The organism is Sphingoaurantiacus capsulatus (genome assembly GCF_042648405.1).
GTDB classification, from domain to species: domain Bacteria; phylum Pseudomonadota; class Alphaproteobacteria; order Sphingomonadales; family Sphingomonadaceae; genus Sphingoaurantiacus; species Sphingoaurantiacus capsulatus.
Genome location: NZ_JBHRXV010000011.1, coordinates 671811 through 694300, shown reverse-complemented (window position 1 = coordinate 694300; position 22490 = coordinate 671811). Strand labels below are relative to the sequence as shown.

Sequence of the window (22490 nt, the reverse complement as noted above, 5' to 3'; positions counted from 1 at the left end):
GCTGGTCCCCTGACCCCACCCGCGTTAGCCTCCCCGAAACGACCGGGGGAGGGTTGGCATGGCTGGCGACACGGGGGAGCGGCTGACGGCGGTGATCGTCGGCGCGGGCATGTCGGGGCTGCTCGCCGCCATCAAGCTCAAGGAGCGCGGGATCGACGATTTCGTCGTCCTCGAACGCTCCGACTCGGTGGGCGGCACCTGGTATGACAATCAATATCCCGGCGCCTCCTGCGACGTGCCGAGCCACCTCTACAGCTACAGCTTCGCGCCCAATCCCAACTGGACGCGCGCCTTTGCCCGCCAGCCCGAAATCCTCGCCTATTTCCGTGACGTGGCCGAGCGCTACGGCCTCAACCCGCACATCCGCTTCGGTACCGAGGTCGAGGGCGCGAGTTTCGACGAGGCGGCGGGGGAGTGGCAGGTGCGCGGGGCAGACGGCGGGCGCTGGACCGCGCGCATCCTGATCGTCGGCGCGGGGCAATTGAACCGCCCGTGGTCGCCCGATATCGAGGGCAAGGAGAGTTTCCGCGGCACCCAGTTCCACTCGGCGCGCTGGAACCTCGATGTCGATCTGACCGGCCAGCGCGTCGCCTCGATCGGCAACGGCGCCAGCGCGGTTCAGTATATTCCCGAGATCGCGCCGCTGGCCGAGAAGCTGACGATCTTCCAGCGCTCGTCGAACTGGCTGATCCCGCGCCCCGACGAGGAGATCACGCCGAAGCAGCATGCGCTGTTCAAGAAGCTGCCGATCCTCCGGCAGGCGCTGCGCCTGCTGATCTATTCGATCAACGAGAGCCGCTGGGGCGCGTTCAGGAAGGCGGGGAGCTGGGCGTCGAGGCGGCTGGAGAAGATGGCGCGCGATCATCTGACCGCGCAGGTCCATGACCCGAAGCTGCGCGAGTTGCTGACCCCCGACTATCCGATCGGCTGCAAGCGCATCCTGATCACCGACGATTATTACCCGGCGGTCTGCCGCCCCAATGTCGAGATCGTCAGCGAACCGATCGCGCGCATCGTGCCCGACGGCATCGAGACGCAGTCGGGGAAGAAGGTGCCGCTCGACGTCATCATCTGGGGCACCGGCTTTGCCACCGCCGGCTTCCTGATGCCGATCGATATCGTCGGGCGAAGTGGGAAGCGGCTGCACGATGTGTGGGCGAACGGGGCGGAGGCGCACCGCGGGGTGACCGTGGCGGGCTTCCCCAACATGTTCGTGATGTACGGGCCGAACACCAACCTTGGCCACAACAGCATCATCTTCATGTCGGAGCGGCAGATGGATTACATTCTGCCGTTGATCGACACGATCCTCGCGCGCGACCTGGCGCTGCTCGACGTCAAGCCGGGGCCCCAAGCGGCGTACAACCGCGAGTTGCAGGCCAAGCTCGCCACCACCGTGTGGTCGGAAAATTGCGGCAGCTGGTACAAGCACGACGGCAAGATCACCAACAACTGGTCGGGCTCGACGATCGCTTTCTGGCGGCAAATGCGGAAGGTGGATCTAGACAGTTACGAGCTGGTGCCGCGCGGGAAGGTGAAGGTGGCCGCCTAACGCTTCCCTGTCATCCACGCGAAGGCGGGGACCCACTGCTGAACACCCCCAAGCGCTCATGCTGAGCTTGTCGAAGCAGGGTTGGCGCGCTGGACCGCTGTGCAAGCTCGCCCTTCGACAAGCTCAGGATGAGCGCGGATGGGGTGTTTGCGCTCAGGCATGGGTCCCCGCCGTCGCGGGGATGACAGGAAGGGAGCGGTGAGGGCGAGGCCCCCACTACTCCGCAATATACCGCCACGGATCGTTGACGCTGTTCCGCCGCCACACCGTGAAGAACGGGCTCACCGTCGGGCGGCCTTCGGGCACCGGGCCGTTGGCGCGGAGGTAGCCGAAGGTGACGCCGAGGTCGCCGCTCGGGGCGACGAGCACGCCGGCATCGGCGCCCCAATTGACCGAGCTGGTCGCGTCGGTCCCCTGGTTGCGGCCGATGCGCTCGGCGCCCTGCTCGATGGTCGCGCCGCCCTGATAGATGTTGACCGCATCGGCACGGCCCCATTTGGCAAACGCCGGCCCGAGGCCGATCTTCTGCGCCTCGGCGCCGAAGCTGTCCTCCGCCGCCTTCAGCGAGGCGGCGTGGGCGGTGGCGCTGCCCGTCGCGCGAACCAGCTTCGCCGGCAGCGCCGGCGCCAGCGAGGCGGGCGAGGTGGCGCCCTCGGGCCGCGGCACGCGCTTGTAGGCGGCGACGCGCCAGCCGTCAGGCTTCTTCACCCAATAGGCGAGATATTTGCCCGGCCGGTCAGGCTTGCCGGCCTCCTTCGTCGTGATGAAGCCGAAGGTGAAGCCGTGGCTGCCGTCCGCCGAGATGCCGCCGCGCACCGGCGCCCATTCGACCTGGGCGGTGCGGTTGGCGGGGTTGCTCCCCAGCACCTCGGCCGCCGCCGCCGGGGAGCGCGCGAAACTGCCCGCAGCGGTTGGCATCCACACGTCTTCGGCGAACATCGCGGTCAGGCCGTCGATGACGTTGCGCTTCGCCGCGGCGGCGGCAAAGGCGCGGTCGGCGGCGAGCAGCTCGTCGACTGCCGCCTGCGGGCTGGCGGCAGCTGCGACGGCGGGGGTCGCGGCCACGGCGGCGGCGGGGAGGGCGGCCATCGCAAGCGCGAGGGCGGCGGCGCGAGATAGAGTCTTCATTCTGCAGGATTCCCCTGTTAGGAGGCTGCCGCGCCCACTCGGCCGCCCGGATCACCTGCTGATCCTTGGTCCTAATCGGACCATCCGGCGAGCGTCTTTCGGCGAATGGCGTTCGTCGAAACTTATCCCCGTTATCCTCGTAATCCACAGGCTTCGAGGCCCATTTTTCGCTCGCACGACTCAGGGTCTCATGAGAGCTTTCGGGTGTGGCCGGGAGCGGCAACGGCGGCGGAAACGCCAACGAAACCAACCTCCTGGACACCGCGGTGCGGAAGCCGCCCGATGCCCGAAAGGGCCGCGGAAAGCGAAAGCACCGGAGACGCCGGGCCGGAGATGGCGCCGAAGCCTCCAAGGGAAGCGCAAGCGACCCGCAGGGGCACCAGGCGAAGCAAAGGCTGGCGGGAGCGAGATGCTTCTCGACCCCCCGTGGTCCAAAGGCATCGAGCCACGCCGAGACGAACGGGCGAGCCCGAACTACGCCGCAAGGCAGGGAACAGGCCGACGACCGGGACCTCGACGAAGTGGGGGCTGGCAGCGATGCCGGCCCCCATTTTCCGTTTGGGGCCACGTCTTCGCGCGAAGGGCCGCGCGATCGGGGGATGCGCGGCCCTCATCGCGGCACTCGGTGCTGGCTGCCATGGCGCGGATCGCCACCGTCACCGCCCACGACCCATCAATTCCGCCATACCGGCGGAAGCCGGTATCCAGTTCGCCCGCACCAGGCTCGCCGCGCTCACCCTGAGGCTGTCGAAGGGGCAGGCGGCGGACGGCTGTAGGCCGGCTGGATCCCGGCTTTCGCCGGGATGACGGTCGGGGACGATCGAGCAGGCCCCGAAATCAATCCATCGCTCCCCCTTACCGCCCTACCGTCCGCTCATGTGCCACCCACGGCAGGCCGTGCCGCGCACCCCACGACCCGAGGATATCCGCTCCCGTCCATCCGTTGGTTCAGCGCGAGATCATCAACAACATAAGGAGCGTGACATGAAAATCGCCCTGATTGCGGCTGCCGCAGGCCTGACCTTCGCCTCGGCCGTCTATGCCAACGACGATTGGAAGGCCATCGACACCGACGGCAACGGCTCGATCTCGAAGGCCGAGCATGATGCCGGCGTGACCGCCGCCTGGACCAAGAAGGACGCCAACAGTGACGGCCAGCTTTCCGCGGCCGAGGCAGGCATGAAGCCTGGCGCTGACTGGACCGCCGCGGATGCCGACAGCAACGGCTCGCTGTCGTCGGCCGAGTTCACCGCCAAGAAGTCGGCATGGTTCGCCACGGCCGACGCGGACGGCAACGGCTCGATCTCCAAGGCCGAGCATGACGCCGCCAAGATGGCCAAGAAGCGCTAACCGCCTTCACTGAATGAAGCGCGCGGCGCGGGACCTCTCCCGCGCCGCGTTTTTCATGCGCGCCGTCGGCGGGCGTTCGTCGACCCAGACCGCCGGTTCGACGAAGCGGGCAGGGGGCTGCCCGCGATTGATACGTATCGGACGAGACCATCTCCGGTCGTATCGATTCCTTGGGGGACTTATCCGATGACCAGCCACCTGACGCGCCTCGCCGCCGCCGCCATGCTCGCGGCGCTGCCGGGCGTCGCGCACGCCGACACCCATGCCGCCACCGCCAATGAGGGCGTCAACGCCATCTACGAGCGCATGGCGACCGCGCTGTCGACCGGCGACGCGGCGATGTCGCGGCTCACCTACGCCGACGACGCCGTCTTCCTGCCGTCGCAGCCGGTCGGCATCGACCAGGGCGCGGCGGTGCACGACAAGATGCGCATGGGCGTCGAGCGGATGACGGCGGACGGCGCCACCTTCAAAATCGCTTACCGCATCGTCAGCCGGCAGATCGCCGGCAATCTCGCCATCGACGCCGGCTACTACCGCACCGACATGACCCGCCCCACCGGCGAGCCGCGCAGCCTGACCCGCTACAACAAGATGCTGGTGGTCTCGGCGAAGCAGAAGGACGGCAGCTGGAAGATCACGCACGACGCGAGCGTGGCGTCGTCGCAGGCGGCTTATGAGGCGGCGGTGGCGCAGCCGGGGCTGAAGTTCGACAGGTAGGGAGCCGGCGCCCGCCCCACACACTCCAAACCGTCATCCCCGCGAAGGCGGGGACCCAGTCCACAACAACAACCCTGCCCGCTACCGCGGGCGCCGCTTCCTGTGCGCTGGGTCCCCGCCTTCGCGGGGATGACGAAAAGGGAAGGGGAGTGACCCTGCCATACCCTTCCACCCGTCATACCGGCGAAAGCCGGTATCCAGACCGACGCTCGACTGGATACCGGCTTTCGCCGGTATGACGGGAAGGGGAAAGCGGTGCGGCCCCAAATGCGGAAGGGGTGGCAGCCACCCGGCCATCGCCCCTCCGTCATCAACCCGGCGCCCTCACGGACGCCGCTCAGTCGCCACTACCGCTTGCACAGCACATCCCGCAGCGGGAAGGCCCGAACGCGCGTCCCGCGCTGCGCGTCGACGATGTTCGACGCCTGCACGCGGGCGCGGGCGGCATAGGCGGCGCCGCTGAAGCCCGCGCGCTGGCAGAAGGCGCCCGCCGAGGTCAGGTCGTTGGTGCCGGCCGAGACCTGCACGTCGCCCAGCGTCGGGCGCGGGTAGAAGGTGACGTCCTGGCCGCTGGTGCCGTCGCCGGGGTCCATGTCGTCGAGGTTGACGCCGGTGCCGCTGTTGAACTCGTCGTCGAGCGAGCTGCCGGTCGGCCGCAGCGACACGATGCCGGAGCGCTTCAGATAGGGCGTGTTCGCCGCGAGCGTCTGGCAGGTGCCGCCAAAGCTGGTCGCGCCGCAGATCTCCCACTCGCCGACGACGCGCGCGCTCTGCGCTCGCCGCGCGAAGCCCTGCGTCGTCAGATCGGCGGTCGACCCGGTGATCGTCACCGACCGCCCGAGAAAGCCGGGCAGCTCATACAGCGTGATGCTGGCGCCGCTCGTGGCCGTCTGCGCCGAAGCCGCCCCCAACGGCAACGCCACCGCTGCGGCGGCGAGGATCAGGATACGCATGTGTCTCTCCTTGCGTGGGTATCAGAGAGAGAACGAGCCAAACGAAAATGAGGTTGCGAACATTATTGGATCAGTCGGCCTTACCGAAAAAGAAATCACGGCTTTTCAACACAGCAGAAAACTTCTTCGCGCCCGGGTACAGCTGACCCTCTAAGCGCTGTTCGGCCGAGTATGTTGGCAAGTAGGTGCGATAACTGAAATCTTCTTCCGGCCCCCTCTGAACCATGCATTTTCCCTCGGCTTCCCGAAAGCTTGGTGACATTCGCTCGCGCACAATCTGCAGCACGAGGTTAGCAGCTCGGGTGAGCTCAAATGTTAAATCTGTGAGAAGGTCTTCGTGGGCCTCGTATTGATTGAGCAAGCGGTCGTAAGTTTTTGGATCGCGGTGCCAGATCTTCTTATAGAACGCTTCTGTTATCCAAACATCTTCTTCTCGTATTGCATGGCGGCGAAACGTTCCATGCAAGTCACTGAGAACACGTCTGAAATTCGATAATGCTGCTTCTAGATCAGCATATCGTTCTGGCCAGAATCGATTGAGAAGCCACGCTCGCAGTTCGTCTAAGTCTGCCTCGATATCGACCCAAATCTGTGGAGGTCCGCCGCCAACCAGCCAACTCGTCCACCTTTGCCACTCATCCAAATGGCACCGACGAACCCAATCATCGACAACCGTTGCATACCATTCGTCATCTCTTTGTTTGGCCTCATCGAATATCTGCAGCGTCGACTTCACCCAAGATTCATGATCTGATTTGATTTTGTTGAGAGCTTCAACCGTATAGGTATTGACCTGTTGGTCGATCACTCGGTGGTGATTTCTGCAAAGGAGGATAAGGTTTCCGTACTTTGCGCGTTGATCAAAGGGTAAGGGGTCTTTGCCCCGCGGCCCGTCTTCAGAATCTGCAACGATATGACAATTTTCGCCAACGAGCGCTTCGTTGTCGGTTTCAGTTGCGTCTTCTACTAGCTCAATCCTGCAGTCCATCATTGAGCAGCGGCCAGCCGCTCGGCCCCAAAGCATCTTCTGGGTGCGGAGGGTGAACAGGCTCATTCTGCGGCTACTTTCTCCCCTCCAACCTTCTCCCCCAACAACGGCTTCAAATACCCGCCCGTATAGCTCCGCGCCGTCTCGGCCACCGTCTCCGGCGTGCCCTGCGCGACGATCTCGCCGCCCTTGGTGCCGCCTTCGGGGCCCAGGTCGATGATCCAGTCGGCGGTCTTGATGACCTCGAGGTTGTGCTCGATCACCACCACCGTGTTGCCCTGCTCGACGAGGGTGTGGAGCACTTCGAGGAGTTTGCGCACGTCCTCGAAGTGCAGGCCGGTGGTCGGCTCGTCGAGGATGTAGAGGGTGTTGCCGGTGGCGCGGCGGGAGAGTTCCTTGGCGAGCTTCACGCGCTGCGCCTCGCCGCCCGACAGGGTGGTGGCCTGCTGGCCGACCTTGACGTAGCCGAGGCCGACCTCGTGAAGCATCGCCATCTTGTCGCGGATCGGCGGCACCGCCTTGAAGAACTCCACCGCCTCCTCGACGTTCATGTCGAGCACGTCGGCGATGCTCTTGTCCTTGAAATGGACCTCCAAGGTCTCGCGGTTGTAGCGCTTGCCGTGGCAGACGTCGCAGGTGACATAGACGTCGGGCAGGAAGTGCATCTCGATCTTGAGGACGCCGTCGCCCTGGCACGCCTCGCAGCGGCCGCCCTTCACGTTGAAGCTGAACCGCCCCGCCTTGTAGCCGCGCGCGGCTGACTCGGGCAGGCCGGCGAACCAGTCGCGGATCTGCGTGAAGGCGCCCGTATAAGTCGCGGGGTTGGAACGCGGGGTGCGGCCGATCGGCGACTGGTCGATGTCGATGACCTTGTCGAGATATTGCAGCCCGTCGATGGCGTCATGCGCGCCGGCGTGGATGCGGGCGCCGTTCAAGGTGCGTGCGGCGGCGGCATAGAGCGTGTCGATGGTGAAGGTCGACTTGCCCGAGCCCGACACGCCGGTGATGCAGGTGAAAGTGCCCAAGGGGATCGAGGCGCTGACATTCTGAAGATTGTTCGAGCGCGCGCCCTTTACGGTGAGCTTCTTGCCGTTGCCCTTGCGGCGCTTCGCCGGCACCGGCACGGCGCGCCGCCCGGCGAGATAGTCGCCGGTAATCGAGTTCGGATTGCTGAGAATCGCGTCGAGATTCCCTTCCGCGATCACATGACCGCCGTGGACGCCGGCGCCTGGCCCCATGTCGACGATATGGTCGGCGGTGCGGATCGCGTCCTCGTCATGCTCGACGACGAGCACGGTGTTGCCGAGGTCGCGCAGGCGCTTCAAGGTTTCGAGCAGCCGGTCGTTGTCGCGCTGGTGCAAGCCGATCGACGGCTCGTCGAGCACGTAGAGCACGCCCGAGAGCCCTGAGCCGATCTGGCTGGCGAGGCGGATGCGCTGGCTCTCGCCGCCCGACAGCGTGCCCGACTTGCGGTCGAGGTTCAGATATTCGAGGCCGACGTTGCACAGGAAGCCCAGGCGCTCGACGATCTCCTTCAGCACCCGCTCGGCGATCTGGCGGTCCTTGTCGCTGAGCTTGGGCATCAGCGCGCTGGCCCAGCCGAACGCTTCGGACACCGGTCGGCGCGAGGCGTCGGCGATGGTCTCGCCGTCGATCTTCACCGCCAGCGCCTCGGGCTTCAGCCGCGCGCCGTCGCAGACCTCGCAGTTGCGCGCGGCCTGATACTGGCCGAGGTCGTCCTTGACGAGCGTGCTCTCGGTATCGCGCCAGCGCTTCTCGATGTTGGAGATGACGCCCTCGAACGCCTTCTTGACCTCATAGGTCTTGCGGCCGTCCTCGAACACCAGCGCGATCGGCTTGCCGCCGGTGCCGTGCAGCACCGCGTGGCGCATGTCGGCGGGCAGATCCCTCCACGGCGTCTTGATGTCGGCGCCGAAGTGGCGCGCCACGCTCGAGAGCACCTGCATGTAATAGGGGGAGGGCGGGTTGGACTTCGCCCAGGGCATCACCGCGCCCGCCGCGATCGACAGCCCCTCGTTGGGCACCACCAGCTCGGGGTCGAAATACAGCTTCTCGCCGAGGCCGTCGCAGCTCGGGCAGGCGCCGTGGGGCGAGTTGAACGAGAACAGCCGCGGCTCGATCTCGGGAATCGTGAAGCCGGAGACCGGGCAGGCGAATTTTTCGGAAAAGACGCTGCGGAGCGGCTGATCCTTCTCGTCCTTCTGGTCGGCGAACTCGATGACCGCGAGGCCGTCGGCGAGGCGCAGCGCGGTTTCGAAACTGTCGGCGAGCCGCGTCTCGATCCCCTCGCGCACCACGAGGCGGTCGACGACCACATCGATGTCGTGCTTGTACTTCTTGTCGAGCGCCGGGGCGTCGTCGATGTCGTAATATTCGCCGTTGACCTTGACCCGCTGGTAGCCGGTCTTCTTCCACTCGGCGAATTCCTTGCGGTACTCGCCCTTGCGGCCGCGGACGACGGGGGCGAGCAGGTAGAGGCGCGTACCCTCCGGCTGCTCCATCACCCGGTCGACCATCTGGCTTACCTGCTGCGCCGAGATCGGCAGGCCAGTGGCGGGCGAATAGGGGACGCCGATGCGCGCCCACAGCAGGCGCATGTAATCGTAGATCTCGGTCACGGTACCGACGGTCGAGCGCGGGTTCTTCGAGGTGGTCTTCTGCTCGATCGAGATCGCGGGCGACAGCCCCTCGATATGGTCGACATCGGGCTTCTGCATCAGCTCGAGGAACTGGCGCGCATAGGCGGAGAGCGACTCCACATAGCGGCGCTGCCCCTCGGCATAGATGGTGTCGAACGCGAGGCTCGATTTGCCCGAGCCGGACAGGCCGGTGATCACCACCAGCTTGTCGCGCGGCAGGTCGAGGTCGACGTCCTTGAGGTTGTGCTCGCGCGCGCCGCGTACCGAGATGTGCGTCAGCATCGATGTTCCCGCTGTGTTCCGGCTTCAGGGATGAGGTGACGCAGCCGGCGTGACGAGTCAAGCGGGCGTCGACAGGCAAGATGGGGGAGGGGCCGGAAGATTGCGAGAGGGGGCACGCGATCGTTTCGCGCGGGTAACCGCGGTGGGCAATTACCGGAGCGGTAAGCGCTGTGATCGGTGCCTCGTTCTCAGGCCCAAGATACACGTCATCCCGGCGGAGGCCGGGATCCATAACCACGGTCGGTATGGATCCCGGCCTTCGCCGGGATGACGAAAAAGGGGGGTGTGCCTTACGCCTTGGGTGCGGGCTTCGGCGCTGCCTTGCGGGCCGCCGGCTTGCGCGCGGTGGCGGTGCGGCGGCGCGGCACCGGCTTGGCGTCCGGCTTCGGCGCGGTCGCGGCGGCGGGCGCCGCGGCAGCCGGCTTCGCAGCGGCGGGCTTGGCAGCCGCCGGCTTGGCCGAAGCCGCCTTCACGGCCGGCTTGGCCGAAGCCGCCTTCTTCGGCGCGGCCGGTTTCTTTGCCGGAGCCGCCTTTTTCGCCGATGCAGGCTTCGCGGCAGCCGGCTTGGCCGTCGCCGGTTTCGCAGCGGCCTTCGGCGCAGCAGCCTTCTTGGCCGGGGCCGTCTTCGCAGCCGGCTTCGCGGCGCGCTTGGCGGCCGGCTTGGCAGCCGCCTTCGGCGCCGCCTTCTTGCCGGTCGAGGCCTTCGCGGTGAACGTGGTCAGCGCAGCGGCGGCCGCCGCCGTGGCGACTTCCTTCGCGACGCGCGCGGCGACTTCCTTGGCGGTCGCCTCGATCTGCGGCAGATAGGGGCCGGCGAGGTCCTGGAAGAAACCGGTGATCTTGTTCTTGGCGTTGCCGCCGAGCGTGCCGCGCAGCAGCCGTTCGATGGTGCTGTCGACCGTGCTGCCCGCTGCCTCGATGGCGGTGGCCAGGTCGGCCGGGATCGAAACCTTCACGCGCTTGTCGCTGCCTTTGGCGCTCTTCTGCTTCTTGCTCACAGTTCCTCCGCTCGTCGGGGTTGAAGCCGTAACGACGCTTAGCATAGGCATTGGGTTCAAGCGAGGAACGCTAAGCGGGGTCCGCGCGTAGGTATTCTGCAAGTTGGCAGGAGCCGAACCGTGAACAATAACGCGCATGACAAGGTCTCGAATCCTGAGGGTCCGCCCGCCGGCGGCCATCGCGAGGCGTTGGACGCCGACGACATCAAGAAGCTGAAGGCGAACCCGTCGGATCGCGACGCCCGCCTCGACATCGACATCGACGAAAGCTTCCCGGCAAGCGACCCGCCGAGCATCACGCAGCCCCGCAAGGGCAGCGACGGGCCGGTCCCGGGTGGCAAGTACGACTGATCCGAGTGGGGCGGCCGAGAGGTCGCCCCAGTTCGTTGGGGCTTAGCTGAAAGGAAACGTCATCCTGACGAAAGTCAGGATGTGGATTCACATTCGAAGTGCAACAGGTGTTTAGCGAAGACCTCGGCGGGGGTTTGGTATCCGAGGCATTTTCGGGGTGTCAGGTTGTAGGCATTGGCGCAAGCCTGGATGTTTTTGGTGCTGAGGTCGTTGAGGTTGGTTTTTCTGGGGAGGTATCGTCGGAGGCGCCCGATGGCGTTTTCGATGCCGCCTTTTTGCCAGGGGCTATGGGTATTGCAGAAGAAGGTTTGGGTATTGAGGCGCTTGGTAAGGCGCTGATGCTGGGCGAACTCGGTTCCGTTGTCGAAGGTGATGGTTTGGCGCAGGCTGGCGGGGATGGGTTTGAGCCAAGCGATGAGTTGCTTGGCGACGGGGGCTGAGGCCTTGCTGGGTTGGCGGGCGAGCAGGAGGAGGCGGGAGCTTCGCTCTTGAGCGGCGAGCAGGGTTTGGCCGTAGGTTTTGAACAGCAGGGTGTCGCCTTCCCAGTGGCCGGACTCGGCGCGATCGGCAACGCTCGGCGGTCGCTCGGTGATCGGGGTGCGGTTCTTGATAACGGGCGCGCGGCCTTTGCGTTTACGCCGTCCGCGCTTGAACTTGGCCAGGGGCAGGTAGCGTCGCCAGCCATAGTCGTCGGTGCGCTTTGTCTGGGCCTCGACGAAGCGATAGATGCTCTCGTAGCTGATGATGGGATGGCCGGCTTCGAGCGCCAGCCGGCCGGCGACCTGCTCGGGCGACCAGCCGCGAGCGAGATGATCGAGCACGGTGGTGCGCAGCGCCGCGTCGCGCTCGAGCCGCGACCCCGACCAGCGCCGCGCCCAGGCGCAGTCGTCGGCATAGCGCGGCTGGTAGCCCACCTGGCTGCCGCTGTTGCGCTTCAGCTCCCGCGAGATGCTCGATGGCGAGCGATCCAGAGCTGCAGCGATCTGCCGGAGCGAGGCGCCCGAGCGATGTAGCTCGGCAAGCCGCCACCGCTCCTCAAGCGAAAAATGTCGATAGATGACCATGGCACCACCTTCATCAGGTGTTGCACTTCGTTTGTGAACTCAGGGGATCTCCATCCGGGTAGCCTCGGCAACGTGGAGCGTTGCGGTACGCGACGGGAGATCCTGACTTTCGTCAGGATGACGGCTCTTTTCAGGGTTGCGGCTGGGCTGCCGCCCGCTTCTGCTTTTCCGCTGCCACCATCGCCGCGACGTCGTCGAGCAGCGCGTGGGCGTCGTAGACGATGCCGTCCTTGACGGTCCAGCGCACCCCGCCGACCTGATCGAGCTGCCCGGTCGCCTCGTTAAGGCGCGGCGTGCCGACACCGTAGAGCGTCTTGATGTTCTGCAGCGGGTTTTCCGGCACGATCACCAGGTCGGCGAGCATGCCGCGGCGGACGAGGCCGAACTGCGGGTCGAGCTTCTTGGGGTCGTTCAAGGTGCGCGCGCCGTTGATCGTCGCCGACTGGAACACCTCCAGGGGCGTGAACCCCGCTTCCTGCAGCATCTCGAGTTCGAGGATGTAGCCGAAGCCCCAGGTCTGGAAGATGTAGCCCGGGTCCGAACCCGTGGTCACGCGCCCGCCCATGTTCTTGTAATCGTTGATGAGCTGCATGTAGCGCTTGTAGAAATTGCGCCATGTCGTCTCGTGTGCGGTGGTCCAGTCGTAGAAATAGGAGCCGTGATTGTCGCGGTTCGACTGGAAGAAGTCCCACAGGCTCGGCAGCGTGTAGGCGTTGTGCCAATCGGCATTGCGGGCGCGCATCAGGTCGCGCGAGGCGGAATAGATGTTGAAGGTGGGATCGAAGGTGACGCCTGCCGCCTTCTGCTCCTTCAGATATTCCTTCCAGACCTCGCCGCCGGGCTCCTCGATATCGTCCCAGATTTCGGCGATCTCGCCGAAGCGGTGCTGCTCATCGAAGAAATTATAGTCGGGCGGCAGCTTCTGGAGGTGGCCGTCCTTCATGATCGATTCGAAGTGGCCGTAGAAGTGCGTGATCGTGCCGAGGCCGAGTTGCCCCGCGACGCGGCCGTCGACCTCGCCGATGCCCGGCTGCGCGAGATGCGCGACGGTGCCGAGGCCCTGCTTCTTCGCCTCGTCGAGCACCGCTGCGACGATCGCGGGCGTCTCGTCGCCGCGGTTGAACAGCTTGATGCCGTCGATGCCCTGCTTGGCCGCCCAGCGCACCCAGTCGCGCGCCATCGCCGGATTGTCGATGCGCCCGCGGTCCCAGCCGCTGCCGATCGTCTGATAGACGTACATGCGCGGCGCGGCGATGGTGTTTGCGGCGCTGCGGCGTTTATCGTCCAAGGCTCGCGCGGGGTCGTTGAAGAAGCCGACGCCGCGCACCGTGGTAACGCCGTGGGCGAGCCACAGCTTGTAGCCATATTCGGGCTGCGGCGCCTTGTCGGGGTCGCCGTTGTGGCCGTGCATGTCGACGAAGCCGGGCAGCACATACATGCCGCGCGCGTCGATCTCGTGCGTGGCGTCGCGCGGCTCGCGCACCGGGGCGAGCGGCTTGCCCGGCGTGCCGGCGCTGCGCACATCGGTGATGCGGTTGCCCTCGATGACGATGTCCATCGGGCCGTACATCGGCCCACCATTGCCTTCGATGACGTTGACGCCGCGGATGACCAGCTTCTTGAACGGCCCCTTGCCTTCATCGGCGCGGCGGTCGGGCGTCGGCTGCATCTGCGCGAGCGCCGGAATCGAGGTGAGAAGCGTTGCCGCGGCGAGCGCGACCTTCAACAAGCGCATGGGAATCCCCCGAAAGTTTGGGAGAGACTAGAACGCTAGCGGCACGACTTCCAGCCGCGCATGTCGACATGGAAGTGGTCGCGGTGCGCGGCGTTGTACTCGGGACCGAGCGTGGTGCCGAACAACCTGCAGCCGCCATCATGCACGTCGCGCAGGAAGGCGCCCTTCGCGCCGGGGTCGTCCCAGTCCTGCAGCACGCTGACGCGCCGCCCGTCGGCCAGCCGGAAGACGGCGAGGTCGATGGCGTTGGCGGTCGCATGCTCGCTGAACGCGCCACTGCTCGCGCCATAGAGGCGGCGGCAACTGTAGATGCCGTAATGGCGCACGCTCGCCAGCTCCTGCCCGAAGCGCCGCCGCGCCGCGGGCGCCGCCACCTGCCGTTCCCACATCACCATTGCCGCCGCGAGCGGGCAGGTGGTGGTGACCGGCGTCGGCACATAGGAGATCCGCGTGCGGTCGAGCGTCACCGCGTCGGTGAGCCCGCAGTTCTCGCCGTCCTGCCGGTTGGGCACCGGCGTGAAATCGACGCCGGCGCGGGCCAGCGCATCGCGGCACATGTCCGGGTCGCTGCGCAGCAGTTGCAGCTTCATCGCCGTCATCGCGCCGGCGGGCGCCGTGAGGTCGAGCGGTGTCCACGGCAGGTCTTGCGGCCGGGTCCGCTCCAGATGCCGGACGAAGACCACCCCCGCTATCAGGAGGGCGACAAGGACGAGAAGCGCGCGCATGATCGCCACCCTAACCACTTGGGGGAGCGAAAGTGTCCTGGCAGCCGGAAATCGACGAGCTGGAAATGCGCAAGCGGCTGGCGGAGCAGATGGGCGGTCCCGAGAAGCTGCAGCGCCAGCATGACGCCGGCCGGCTGAACGCGCGCGAGCGCATCGCCGCGCTCGCCGACCCGGGCAGCTTCCACGAACTCGGCCAGATCGCCGGTTTCGCCCAGTACGACGCGAGCGGGCAGGTCGCGGCCTTCCAGCCGTCGAACTTCCTGTTCGGCCGTGCGCGCATCGACGGCCGGCCGGTGGTCCTGACCGCCGACGATTTCACGGTGCGTGGCGGCGCGGCCGATGCCGCCATTCATCGAAAGCTGGTCGAGGCGGAGAAGCTCGCCAGCGAATACAGGCTGCCGCTGATCCGGCTGATCGAGGGAACGGGCGGCGGCGGCTCGGTGAAAACGCTCGAAAGCATGGGGCATACCTATGTGCCCGAGCTGCCCGGCTGGGAGACGATGGTCGACAATCTGTCGGCGGTGCCGGTGGTGGCGCTCGGCCTGGGACCGGTAGCGGGCCTTGGCGCCGGGCGGATGGTGATGAGCCATTATTCGCTGCTGGTCGATGGCCTGTCGCAGATGTTCGTTGCCGGGCCGCCGGTGGTGGCGGCAATCGGCGAGAAGCGCACCAAGGAGGAGCTGGGCGGCGCTTCGATCCATGCCGGCAACGGCGCGGTCGACGACATCGCCGCGTCGGAGGCACACGCCTTCGCACTGCTGCGCAGCTTCCTCTCCTATCTCCCGAGCAACGTTCACGAACTGGCGGAGCGGGTGCCGTCGGGCGATGATCCCAACCGGCGCGAGGAGGGGCTGATCGAAGCGATCCCGCGCAATTTGCGCCAGCTCTACAAGATCCGGCCGATCGTCGAGGCGGTGGTCGATCAGGGCAGCTTCTTCGAGATCGGCCGCAACTGGGGCCGCGCCGTCGTCACCGGTTTCGCGCGGCTCGACGGCTGGCCGGTGGCGGTGATCGCCTCGGACCCGATGACCTTGGGCGGCCTGTGGTCGGCGGATACCGCGCGCAAGGTCGAACGCTTCGTCGACCTCGCCGAGACCTTCCACCTGCCGGTGGTCCACCTCGTTGACAATCCGGGCTTCATGATCGGCCGCAAGGCGGAAGAGGAGGCGACGATCCGCTGGGGCTCGCGCGCGCTCACCGCCATCTATCAGGCGACGGTGCCTTGGGTAGCCGTGATCCTGCGCAAGGCGTACGGGATGGCGGGCAGCGCGCACGCCAACACCAGCCGCTTCCGCTGGCGCATGGCGTGGCCGAGCGGCGACTGGGGCTCGCTGCCGATCGAGGGCGGGCTGGAGGCGGCGTACAAGAGCGACCTTGAAAAGGCCGATGACCCGGCGGCGAGGCTTGCCGAGATCAAGGGACGGCTCGACAAGGTGCGCTCGCCGCTGCGCACCGCCGAACGCTTTGGCATCGAAGAGATTATCGATCCGCGCGAAACCCGGGCGCATCTCTGCGAGTTTGCCAATCTCGCACAGCGTGCCCTGTCGCCCGGTCGCCGAAGCTTCGGCTATCGGCCCTAGCGACGGCGGGTGTCGCGGACTAAGGGGCACAAATGACCGCGATCAAGCTTACCACCCGCCGCATCGAGAAAGTCTGGGGCCGCCACAAGCTGTCGCCCTGGTTCCCCGACGCACCGGCCGATGGCGAGCCGGTCGGCGAGATCTGGTACGAGATGCCCGGCGTCCCCGCCGATGCGCCCGAGCTGCTGGTCAAGTTCCTGTTCACCAGCGAGAAATTGTCGATCCAGGTCCATCCCGACGATGCCGCGGCGCAGGCCGCCGGCTATCCGCGCGGCAAGGACGAGGCGTGGGTGGTGCTTGATGTCGAGCCCCACGCCACCATCGGTCTCGGCCTCACCCGCCAGTCGACGCGCGAGGAACTGCGCGCCGGCGCGCTTGACGGATCGATCGAGCAGCTGGTCGACTGGCGGCCGGCGAAGGCGGGCGATGTGATCTATTCGCCGGCGGGCACGGTGCATGCGCTCGGGCCGGGGCTGGCGATCGTCGAGATTCAGCAGAATGTCGACCTGACCTACCGCCTCTACGATTACGGCCGCCCGCGAGAGCTTCACCTCGACGAAGGCATCGCGGTGTCAGACCCTGAGCCGTTTACCCGGGTGGATACCCCGCGTGATCTTGGAGAAGGGCGCACGCAGCTCGTCGACGGCCCGGCGTTCCGGCTGGAGCGCTGGCAGGGTGTCAGCGACCGGTTCATCGACGGCCCGGTCTGGCTCGTGGCGCTCACCGGGCACGGCACGATCGGCGGCGGGGCCTATGGCCCCGGCGAGGTCTGGTACAGTGACGGCGGCGCGCTCTACGAGCCCGACGAGCCGACCGAGCTGCTGGTCGCCTATCCGCGCATCGCCGCGGCAAGCGGCTCGGCGGTTACGGGATAGCCCAGGCCCTCGGGGATGCAGAGGTACGGCTCGCCGTTGCGGGTCTCGACGACCGGCTGAACGAGACCCACCGGCGTCGCATGCGCCTCGGCAATCGTCGCCTCGATGCTGTCGCTCTTCGCCAGCCGTTCGAGGTTGCGGCGGGTAGGAAAGATGATCGCGTTCTCACCCGAATCCGCCCGCGCCAGCGCGTCGGCGGCGGTGATCCAGTGCGAGCGGGTCGATTCATTGCCGTCATGCAGCGCGGTCTCACCCGCGGGCATCCGTGCGAGGTAGAAGCGCGTGTCGAAGCGCTTCTTCTCGAGGTCGCGCGGCGGGCACCAGTGCGCGAACGGCACCAGCGCCTCGACATCGAGCCGGTGGCCGGTGGTCATCAGGAAGTCGCTGAAGGTCTCTTCATGCTCGACGATGCGCGCCCGCCAATGGTCGCGCGTCTCCTCCGACACCGGCCCGCCGATGGTGAGCAGCACGCCCGCCTCTTCGAACGTCTCGCGGATGGCGGCGATGCGCGCGGCGGCATCGACCGGATCGAGCTCGGCATAGCCCGGCGCCAGCTCGGCGTTCTTCGCCAGCGCGATATCGGCCGCATCGACCTTGCCGCCCGGGAACACCATCATGCCGCCGGCGAAGCCCATCGTCTTCGCGCGCTCGACCATGAAGATTTCGACCGGCCCGCTGTCCTCGCGAAGAAGGACAAGCGTGGCGGCGGCGATTTCAATCTGGCTGTCGGTCATGCGCTTACTGTACCGGGCCACACGACATTGTCACCGCTGCCCAATAGCAGAGTATGGCGGTTTGCTTGCCGAGCCGGCGCGGCGATGCGATGACGGCGCAGGGGAGCGGCGATGCGCGCGGGTTCGGTCGACCGGACGAATAATTTCGACCTGCTGCGGCTGGCCGCCGCGACGCAGGTGCTGCTGACGCATGGCGCGCATCACCTGAAGCTGGCGACACCGGCGTGGTGGCCGATCCTCGAAAGCCTGCCCGGCGTGCCGATCTTTTTCGTGATCAGCGGCTTTCTCGTTTCCGACTCCTACGAGCGCAGCCGGAGCCTCGGCAACTATCTCGGCAAGCGAGCGATCCGCATTTATCCGGCGCTCTGGTGCTGCATCGTCGCGACGGTCGTCGTCGCGGCGCTGCACGGCTTCGATTTCCTGCATTGGCCGGCGCTCGGTTGGTTCGTCGCGCAGTGCGTCGGCCTTATCTACACGCCGGATTTCCTGCGCGATTTCGGCTTCGGTTCCTACAACGGCGCGCTGTGGACCATCCCGATCGAGCTGCAATTCTATGTGGTGCTGCCGATCCTCTATGCGGTGGCGCGGCGCATCGGCGGCGAACGCGCGGTGATGGTCGGCGCCTTCGTCGGTTTCCTTGCACTGGCTGTCGGGCTGCGCCTCGCCCTGGACGGGCCGGAAGGACCGGTCGAAAAGCTGATACGCTATTCCTTCCTGCCGCATTTCTTCCTGTTCCTTGCCGGCCTGCTCCTGCGGCAGGCCGGGGTGCAGCGCAGCCACTGGATCGCGGGCCGGGGACTGTGGTGGCTGGCGGCCTACCTGCTGGCGATGAACCTCCTGCCGGGAGGCGATCTGCTGCACTTCGCGAGCCGGTTGCTGCTCGCCGTCGCGGTGGTGGCGCTGGCGTTCAGCGCGCCGGCGCTGTCCGACCGCGTGCTGCGCGGCCAGGATTTCTCCTACGGTATCTACATCTACCACGGGCTCATGATGAACCTGCTGATCGAGCAGGGGCTGATGGGAAGCGTGGCGGCCTATGCGCTGCTTATCCTGCTCAGCAGCGCGGCGGGCGTGGCGTCATGGTTCGCGGTCGAACGGCCGTTGCTGCGGCGGAAGAGCCGCCCGGCAGGGATCGCCATAGAAGCTTCAGAGAAGACCGCGTGGTAGAGTGGTGGAGCTGAGGGGAATCGAACCCCTGACCTCTGCAGTGCGATTGCAGCGCTCTCCCATCTGAGCTACAGCCCCGCACGCGGTGAAGCGGGCATATAAAGGCGCTTTCGCAGCCTCGCAACCGCGATTATTCGGCCGCCTGCCGTTTCCCGTTCGCATAGGCCTGCGTACCCTGCGTGTAGACGCGGTCCTCCGGCAAGATCTCCGTAATCTCGATATCGGGCAGCTGCGCCAGCTCGGCGTAGAGCGGTGCGAAATCGGTTTCGAGCGTCTGCTTCAACAGGCTCTCGAAGCTGTCGATCACGAAGTAATTCTGCTGGAAATCATCGATGCGGTACTTCGTGCGCATCACCCGCGCCAGATCGAAGCCGATGCGGTTGGGCGAGGGATCGTCGAGCGCGAAGATCGACTCGCCGTAGCTGGAAACGATGCCGGCGCCGTAGATGCGCTGCTCGCCGCCCGAGCGGATCAGACCGAACTCGACCGTGTACCAGTAGAGGCGCGCCAGCTTGTGGATGGCGCCGAATTCCATCGAGCGCAGGCCGCCCTGGCCATAAGCCTGCATATAGTCGGCGAACACCGGGTGAGCGAGCAGGGGAACGTGCCCGAACACGTCGTGGAAGATGTCGGGTTCCTGCAGATAGTCGAGCTGCTGGCGCAGGCGAATGAACTGGCCGGCCACGAAACGCCGGTTGGCGAGATGCTCGAAGAACACCTCCTCGGGCACCAGGCCGGGCACCGCGATCACCTGCCAGCCGGTGCGCTTCATCAGCACCTCGGACAGTTCCTCGAAATCGGGGATGCCGGGCTTGGACAGGCGAAGCACGTCGAGGCCGTCGATGAACTCGGGCGCGACGCGGCCCGGCAGCATCTTCGCCTGCCGCGCGAACAGAGTGTCCCACACCGCATGTTCCTCGGGCGTGTAGTCGGCCCAGTTCTGCGGGATCGTCCAGTCGGCCGCCGCGCCCTCGGGCGGCGTCGGAAAGTCGGAGTCGGTCATGTCGCCTATATAACGCGTGTACGGCGTTTAGGCATTTTCCTTGGCGCGCTCGTGGTGACGGATCACCTCATCGATGATGAAGCGCAGGAATTTCTCGGAAAACTCAGGGTCGAGGTTGGCCTTGTTCGCCAGCTCGCGCAGGCGCGCCACCTGCGCCGCCTCGCGCCCCGGATCGGCGGGCGGCAGCCCGGCGGTCGCCTTGTAGGCGCCGACCTTCTGCGTCACCTTGAATCGCTCGGCGAGCATGTACACCAGCGCCGCATCGATATTGTCGATGCTTTCCCGGTAGGCGGCGAGCGTCTCGTCTGAATCGGCCATCGCGTCACTTTTTGCGGCCAAACGTCCTTAAGTCAAAGCACGAGGGTTGCGCGCGCGGGGGCGGACCCTATGTTGCGCCCCGCAAATGACCGCGACCGTTCATCCGATCCGTCCCAACCGTGAGCCGGCGCCCTCGCTGCAGCCGCTGCTCAATCTCGTGGCCGGCGACATGAACGAGGTGAACCGCTGCATCCTCGAACGGATGCAGTCGCCGGTGTCGCTGATCCCCGCGCTGGCCGGCCATCTGATCGCCGGCGGCGGCAAGCGGATGCGGCCGATGCTGACGCTCGCCTGTGCGCGGCTGCTCGACTATGCCGGCACCCGGCATCACAAGCTCGCCGCCTGTGTGGAGTTCATCCACACCGCGACCTTGCTGCACGATGATGTCGTCGACGGCTCGGGCCTGCGCCGCGGCAAGGAAACCGCGAACCTCATCTACGGCAATCCGGCGACGGTGCTGGTCGGCGACTTCCTGTTCTCCCGCAGCTTCGAGCTGATGGTCGAGGACGGCTCGCTGCGGGTGCTGAAGATCCTCAGCCATGCCTCGTCGACGATCGCGGAAGGCGAGGTCGACCAGCTGACCGCCGCGCGCGAGATCGAAACGACCGAGGACCGCTACCTCGACATCATCAGCGCCAAAACGGCGGTGCTGTTCGCCGCCGCCTGCCAGATCGCCGCGGTGGTCGCCGAGCGCGACGACAAGACCGAGGCGGCGCTCGAAAGCTTCGGCCGCAACCTCGGCATCGCCTTCCAGCTCGTCGACGACGCGATCGATTACGTCTCGGACGCCGACACGATGGGCAAGTCGATCGGTGACGATTTCCGCGAGGGCAAGGTGACCCTGCCGGTCATCCTCGCCTACCAGCGCGCGTCGGAGGAGGACCGCCTATTCTGGCGCGACGCCGTGTCGGGCCGCGCCGCGGGCGACGAGGAGCTGGCGCGCGCCGTCGAGCTGCTCAAATCCTCGCGCGCCGTCGATGACACGCTCGCCCGCGCGCGCCACTATGGCAGCCGCGCCATCGACGCGCTCGCCCACTTCCCCAACGGCCCGGCCCGCGCGGCGCTCACCGAGACCGTCGAGTTCGCCATCGCGCGGGCTTACTGACGCCCATTCGGTCATCCGACGACGTTTCCATAACTCCGTCATCCCCGCGTAGGCGGGGACCCACTCCCGAACACTCTGAAGCGCTCATGCTGAGCTTGTCGAAGCAGGATTGGCGCGCCGTGACGCCAGTGGGAGCTCGCCCTTCGACAAGCTCAGCAACCATTAAGTTGCGGTTGCCAATTGGTCTGCCGTGCGAGGACGGCGTTTGCGAAGGTGAGGAGCTTTCGGGCGCAGGCGGTGAGCGCCTGTTTGTGGTTTTTGCCGTTGGCGCGCAGGCGCGTGTAGATGTCGACGAGTGCCGGGTTCCAGCGGAAGCTGGCGGGGAGTGCGGCGGCGTAGAGGGCGCGCCTGACGCGGGGGCGTCCGCCGGCGATCCGTCGTTGGCCGCGATACTGGCCGCTGTCGCGATCGAAGGGCGCGAGGCCGGCGAGGCTGGCGATCTCGGTGCGGGTGAGGTGGCCGAGTTCGGGCATCAGGATGAGCAGGGTGAGGGCGGTGCGGCGGCCGATGCCCTGGACGCTTTCGATGAGCGTCAGGCGCTGCGCGAGGTGATCGCGGTGACGGCCTTGCCGAGGAGCAGCAGCTCAGTCTTGACCCGCCGTTCAAGCCGATCGCTCTCGCGGGCGAGCGCTCGCTTGAGGCGGGGCGTGTGATAGGCCTCGGCGCGCGTCCGGGCGCGGGCGAGGTCGGCCTCCAGCTGCTCGATGAGGCGCAGATGCTCGGCGAGCGGCGCCAGCCGCGGGTCGGGTGCGGCGCGGACGTCGTCCAGCTCGGCTGTGCACCGCGCGATCAGCGCCGCATCCAGCCGATCGTTCTTCGCCAGCTTCAACCGGAACAGCGCAAAGGCGCGGACCTGTCGGGGCTGGAGCACGGCCACCTCGAACCCGGCCTCACGCAACGCCGTCACCACACCGCGCTCGTACCCGCCCGAGGCCTCGAGCCCCACCCGATCGACGCGCTGCGCCACCAGCCAGTCCGCCAGCACCCGGTGGCCCGCCGGCGTGTTGTCCACCCGCATCGCCAGGCCCGAGGGGTGGCAGGCAATGTCGAGCGCCTGTTTGCCGATGTCGATCCCGGCAACGCAAATGCTATGCTGCACCATCTTCGTCGATCCTTCCTCGTCCAGGAGCCCATGGCTCCGGCAACCATGCGGATCCGATGAAGTGGCCGACTGCGATCCTGCTGAGCCGCGTTCCCTCAAGGAA

General features: G+C 66.5%; 21 protein-coding genes and 1 tRNA gene. 8 read left to right on the top strand and 14 right to left on the bottom strand.

Annotated elements, in window-relative coordinates; all coding sequences use genetic code 11:
* The first annotated feature begins 58 nt into the window (after positions 1–58).
* The gene (locus tag ACFOMD_RS15595) at positions 59–1552 is read left to right on the top strand and encodes a flavin-containing monooxygenase (RefSeq protein WP_380863016.1); all 1494 of its coding nucleotides are present in this window, start codon (positions 59–61) and stop codon (positions 1550–1552) included.
* A gap of 216 nt (positions 1553–1768) precedes the next feature.
* On the opposite strand, the gene ACFOMD_RS15590 is transcribed toward ACFOMD_RS15595, so the two are convergent.
* Complete coding sequence (locus tag ACFOMD_RS15590) at positions 1769–2680, bottom strand: DUF4440 domain-containing protein (RefSeq protein ID WP_380863014.1); 912 nt, start codon at positions 2678–2680, stop codon at positions 1769–1771.
* Positions 2681–3664: 984 nt separating this feature from the next.
* On the opposite strand from ACFOMD_RS15590, the gene ACFOMD_RS15585 reads away from it, so the two are divergent.
* Both ACFOMD_RS15585 and ACFOMD_RS15580 read left to right on the top strand, forming a co-directional pair.
* Positions 3665–4030, top strand: coding sequence for a hypothetical protein (locus ACFOMD_RS15585; protein ID WP_380863012.1), 366 nt, complete (start codon positions 3665–3667; stop codon positions 4028–4030).
* 186 nt (positions 4031–4216) lie between these two features.
* Complete coding sequence (locus ACFOMD_RS15580; RefSeq protein ID WP_380863010.1) at positions 4217–4750, top strand: YybH family protein; 534 nt, start codon at positions 4217–4219, stop codon at positions 4748–4750.
* A gap of 347 nt (positions 4751–5097) precedes the next feature.
* Here ACFOMD_RS15580 and ACFOMD_RS15575 read toward each other — a convergent pair whose 3' ends face one another.
* From ACFOMD_RS15575 to ACFOMD_RS15560, 4 genes are all read right to left on the bottom strand, one after another.
* A complete protein-coding gene (locus ACFOMD_RS15575) occupies positions 5098–5703 on the bottom strand; it encodes a beta/gamma crystallin-related protein (RefSeq protein WP_380863008.1) in 606 nt (201 codons plus the stop codon).
* A 70-nt stretch (positions 5704–5773) separates the two neighbouring features.
* Positions 5774–6757, bottom strand: coding sequence for a hypothetical protein (locus ACFOMD_RS15570; protein ID WP_380863007.1), 984 nt, complete (start codon positions 6755–6757; stop codon positions 5774–5776).
* Positions 6754–9633: an excinuclease ABC subunit UvrA gene (gene uvrA, locus ACFOMD_RS15565; RefSeq protein ID WP_380863005.1), complete on the bottom strand. Its 2880-nt coding sequence runs from the start codon at positions 9631–9633 to the stop codon at positions 6754–6756. Before uvrA ends, ACFOMD_RS15570 begins: the two co-directional genes overlap by 4 nt.
* Before the next feature lie 290 nt (positions 9634–9923).
* Positions 9924–10631 carry a hypothetical protein gene (locus ACFOMD_RS15560; protein ID WP_380863003.1) on the bottom strand — a complete coding sequence of 236 codons (708 nt, stop codon included), beginning with the start codon at positions 10629–10631 and terminating at the stop codon, positions 9924–9926.
* A 120-nt stretch (positions 10632–10751) separates the two neighbouring features.
* Here ACFOMD_RS15560 and ACFOMD_RS15555 point away from each other — a divergent pair, with 120 nt between their 5' ends.
* Positions 10752–10982 (top strand): hypothetical protein, encoded by a 231-nt coding sequence (locus ACFOMD_RS15555; RefSeq protein WP_380863001.1) that lies wholly within the window; start codon positions 10752–10754, stop codon positions 10980–10982.
* 74 nt (positions 10983–11056) lie between these two features.
* On the opposite strand, the gene ACFOMD_RS15550 is transcribed toward ACFOMD_RS15555, so the two are convergent.
* The 3 genes from ACFOMD_RS15550 to ACFOMD_RS15540 form a co-directional block, all read right to left on the bottom strand.
* Complete coding sequence (locus ACFOMD_RS15550) at positions 11057–12046, bottom strand: IS30 family transposase (RefSeq protein ID WP_380862999.1); 990 nt, start codon at positions 12044–12046, stop codon at positions 11057–11059.
* 130 nt (positions 12047–12176) lie between these two features.
* Complete coding sequence (locus ACFOMD_RS15545) at positions 12177–13781, bottom strand: amidohydrolase family protein (protein ID WP_380862997.1); 1605 nt, start codon at positions 13779–13781, stop codon at positions 12177–12179.
* A gap of 35 nt (positions 13782–13816) precedes the next feature.
* Complete coding sequence (locus tag ACFOMD_RS15540; RefSeq protein ID WP_380862995.1) at positions 13817–14506, bottom strand: extensin-like domain-containing protein; 690 nt, start codon at positions 14504–14506, stop codon at positions 13817–13819.
* Positions 14507–14538: 32 nt separating this feature from the next.
* On the opposite strand from ACFOMD_RS15540, the gene ACFOMD_RS15535 reads away from it, so the two are divergent.
* Both ACFOMD_RS15535 and ACFOMD_RS15530 read left to right on the top strand, forming a co-directional pair.
* Positions 14539–16086 carry an acyl-CoA carboxylase subunit beta gene (locus tag ACFOMD_RS15535; protein ID WP_380862993.1) on the top strand — a complete coding sequence of 516 codons (1548 nt, stop codon included), beginning with the start codon at positions 14539–14541 and terminating at the stop codon, positions 16084–16086.
* A gap of 32 nt (positions 16087–16118) precedes the next feature.
* Positions 16119–16961, top strand: a complete 843-nt coding sequence (locus ACFOMD_RS15530; RefSeq protein WP_380862991.1) for a class I mannose-6-phosphate isomerase — start codon at positions 16119–16121, stop codon at positions 16959–16961.
* On the opposite strand, the gene ACFOMD_RS15525 is transcribed toward ACFOMD_RS15530, so the two are convergent.
* Positions 16916–17695 (bottom strand): NUDIX hydrolase, encoded by a 780-nt coding sequence (locus ACFOMD_RS15525; RefSeq protein ID WP_380862990.1) that lies wholly within the window; start codon positions 17693–17695, stop codon positions 16916–16918. The genes ACFOMD_RS15530 and ACFOMD_RS15525 overlap by 46 nt on opposite strands.
* 111 nt (positions 17696–17806) lie before the next feature.
* Between ACFOMD_RS15525 and ACFOMD_RS15520 the strand changes: the two genes are divergently transcribed.
* Positions 17807–18859: an acyltransferase family protein gene (locus ACFOMD_RS15520; protein ID WP_380862988.1), complete on the top strand. Its 1053-nt coding sequence runs from the start codon at positions 17807–17809 to the stop codon at positions 18857–18859.
* Positions 18860–18861: 2 nt separating this feature from the next.
* On the opposite strand, the gene ACFOMD_RS15515 is transcribed toward ACFOMD_RS15520, so the two are convergent.
* From ACFOMD_RS15515 to ACFOMD_RS15505, 3 genes are all read right to left on the bottom strand, one after another.
* A tRNA-Ala gene (locus ACFOMD_RS15515) sits at positions 18862–18937 on the bottom strand.
* A 52-nt stretch (positions 18938–18989) separates the two neighbouring features.
* Positions 18990–19862 carry a phenylalanine 4-monooxygenase gene (gene phhA, locus ACFOMD_RS15510; RefSeq protein WP_380862986.1) on the bottom strand — a complete coding sequence of 291 codons (873 nt, stop codon included), beginning with the start codon at positions 19860–19862 and terminating at the stop codon, positions 18990–18992.
* Between the two features lie 27 nt (positions 19863–19889).
* On the bottom strand, positions 19890–20180 hold the full coding sequence (locus tag ACFOMD_RS15505; RefSeq protein WP_380862984.1) for a chorismate mutase: 291 nt from the start codon (positions 20178–20180) through the stop codon (positions 19890–19892).
* Between the two features lie 85 nt (positions 20181–20265).
* Between ACFOMD_RS15505 and ACFOMD_RS15500 the strand changes: the two genes are divergently transcribed.
* Complete coding sequence (locus ACFOMD_RS15500; RefSeq protein ID WP_380862982.1) at positions 20266–21285, top strand: polyprenyl synthetase family protein; 1020 nt, start codon at positions 20266–20268, stop codon at positions 21283–21285.
* 152 nt (positions 21286–21437) lie between these two features.
* Here the strand turns inward: ACFOMD_RS15500 and ACFOMD_RS15495 are convergent, their stop codons facing one another.
* Entirely contained in the window at positions 21438–21812 is a 375-nt protein-coding gene (locus ACFOMD_RS15495) for a transposase (RefSeq protein WP_449329081.1), read from the bottom strand.
* 5 nt (positions 21813–21817) lie between these two features.
* The gene (locus tag ACFOMD_RS15490) at positions 21818–22387 is read right to left on the bottom strand and encodes an IS110 family transposase (RefSeq protein WP_380862978.1); all 570 of its coding nucleotides are present in this window, start codon (positions 22385–22387) and stop codon (positions 21818–21820) included.
* Positions 22388–22490: the final 103 nt, after the last annotated feature.

Bases quoted from the DNA above. Each gene is read 5' to 3' on its own strand.
- ACFOMD_RS15595 (WP_380863016.1), top strand. From the start codon at position 59: ATGGCTGGCGACACGGGGGAGCGGCTGACGGCGGTGATCGTCGGCGCG.
- ACFOMD_RS15590 (WP_380863014.1), bottom strand. From the start codon at position 2,680: ATGAAGACTCTATCTCGCGCCGCCGCCCTCGCGCTTGCGATGGCCGCC.
- ACFOMD_RS15585 (WP_380863012.1), top strand. From the start codon at position 3,665: ATGAAAATCGCCCTGATTGCGGCTGCCGCAGGCCTGACCTTCGCCTCG.
- ACFOMD_RS15580 (WP_380863010.1), top strand. From the start codon at position 4,217: ATGACCAGCCACCTGACGCGCCTCGCCGCCGCCGCCATGCTCGCGGCG.
- ACFOMD_RS15575 (WP_380863008.1), bottom strand. From the start codon at position 5,703: ATGCGTATCCTGATCCTCGCCGCCGCAGCGGTGGCGTTGCCGTTGGGG.
- ACFOMD_RS15570 (WP_380863007.1), bottom strand. From the start codon at position 6,757: ATGAGCCTGTTCACCCTCCGCACCCAGAAGATGCTTTGGGGCCGAGCG.
- uvrA (WP_380863005.1), bottom strand. From the start codon at position 9,633: ATGCTGACGCACATCTCGGTACGCGGCGCGCGCGAGCACAACCTCAAG.
- ACFOMD_RS15550 (WP_380862999.1), bottom strand. From the start codon at position 12,046: ATGGTCATCTATCGACATTTTTCGCTTGAGGAGCGGTGGCGGCTTGCC.
- ACFOMD_RS15545 (WP_380862997.1), bottom strand. From the start codon at position 13,781: ATGCGCTTGTTGAAGGTCGCGCTCGCCGCGGCAACGCTTCTCACCTCG.
- ACFOMD_RS15540 (WP_380862995.1), bottom strand. From the start codon at position 14,506: ATGCGCGCGCTTCTCGTCCTTGTCGCCCTCCTGATAGCGGGGGTGGTC.
- ACFOMD_RS15530 (WP_380862991.1), top strand. From the start codon at position 16,119: ATGACCGCGATCAAGCTTACCACCCGCCGCATCGAGAAAGTCTGGGGC.
- ACFOMD_RS15525 (WP_380862990.1), bottom strand. From the start codon at position 17,695: ATGACCGACAGCCAGATTGAAATCGCCGCCGCCACGCTTGTCCTTCTT.
- ACFOMD_RS15520 (WP_380862988.1), top strand. From the start codon at position 17,807: ATGCGCGCGGGTTCGGTCGACCGGACGAATAATTTCGACCTGCTGCGG.
- phhA (WP_380862986.1), bottom strand. From the start codon at position 19,862: ATGACCGACTCCGACTTTCCGACGCCGCCCGAGGGCGCGGCGGCCGAC.
- ACFOMD_RS15505 (WP_380862984.1), bottom strand. From the start codon at position 20,180: ATGGCCGATTCAGACGAGACGCTCGCCGCCTACCGGGAAAGCATCGAC.
- ACFOMD_RS15500 (WP_380862982.1), top strand. From the start codon at position 20,266: ATGACCGCGACCGTTCATCCGATCCGTCCCAACCGTGAGCCGGCGCCC.
- ACFOMD_RS15490 (WP_380862978.1), bottom strand. From the start codon at position 22,387: ATGGTGCAGCATAGCATTTGCGTTGCCGGGATCGACATCGGCAAACAG.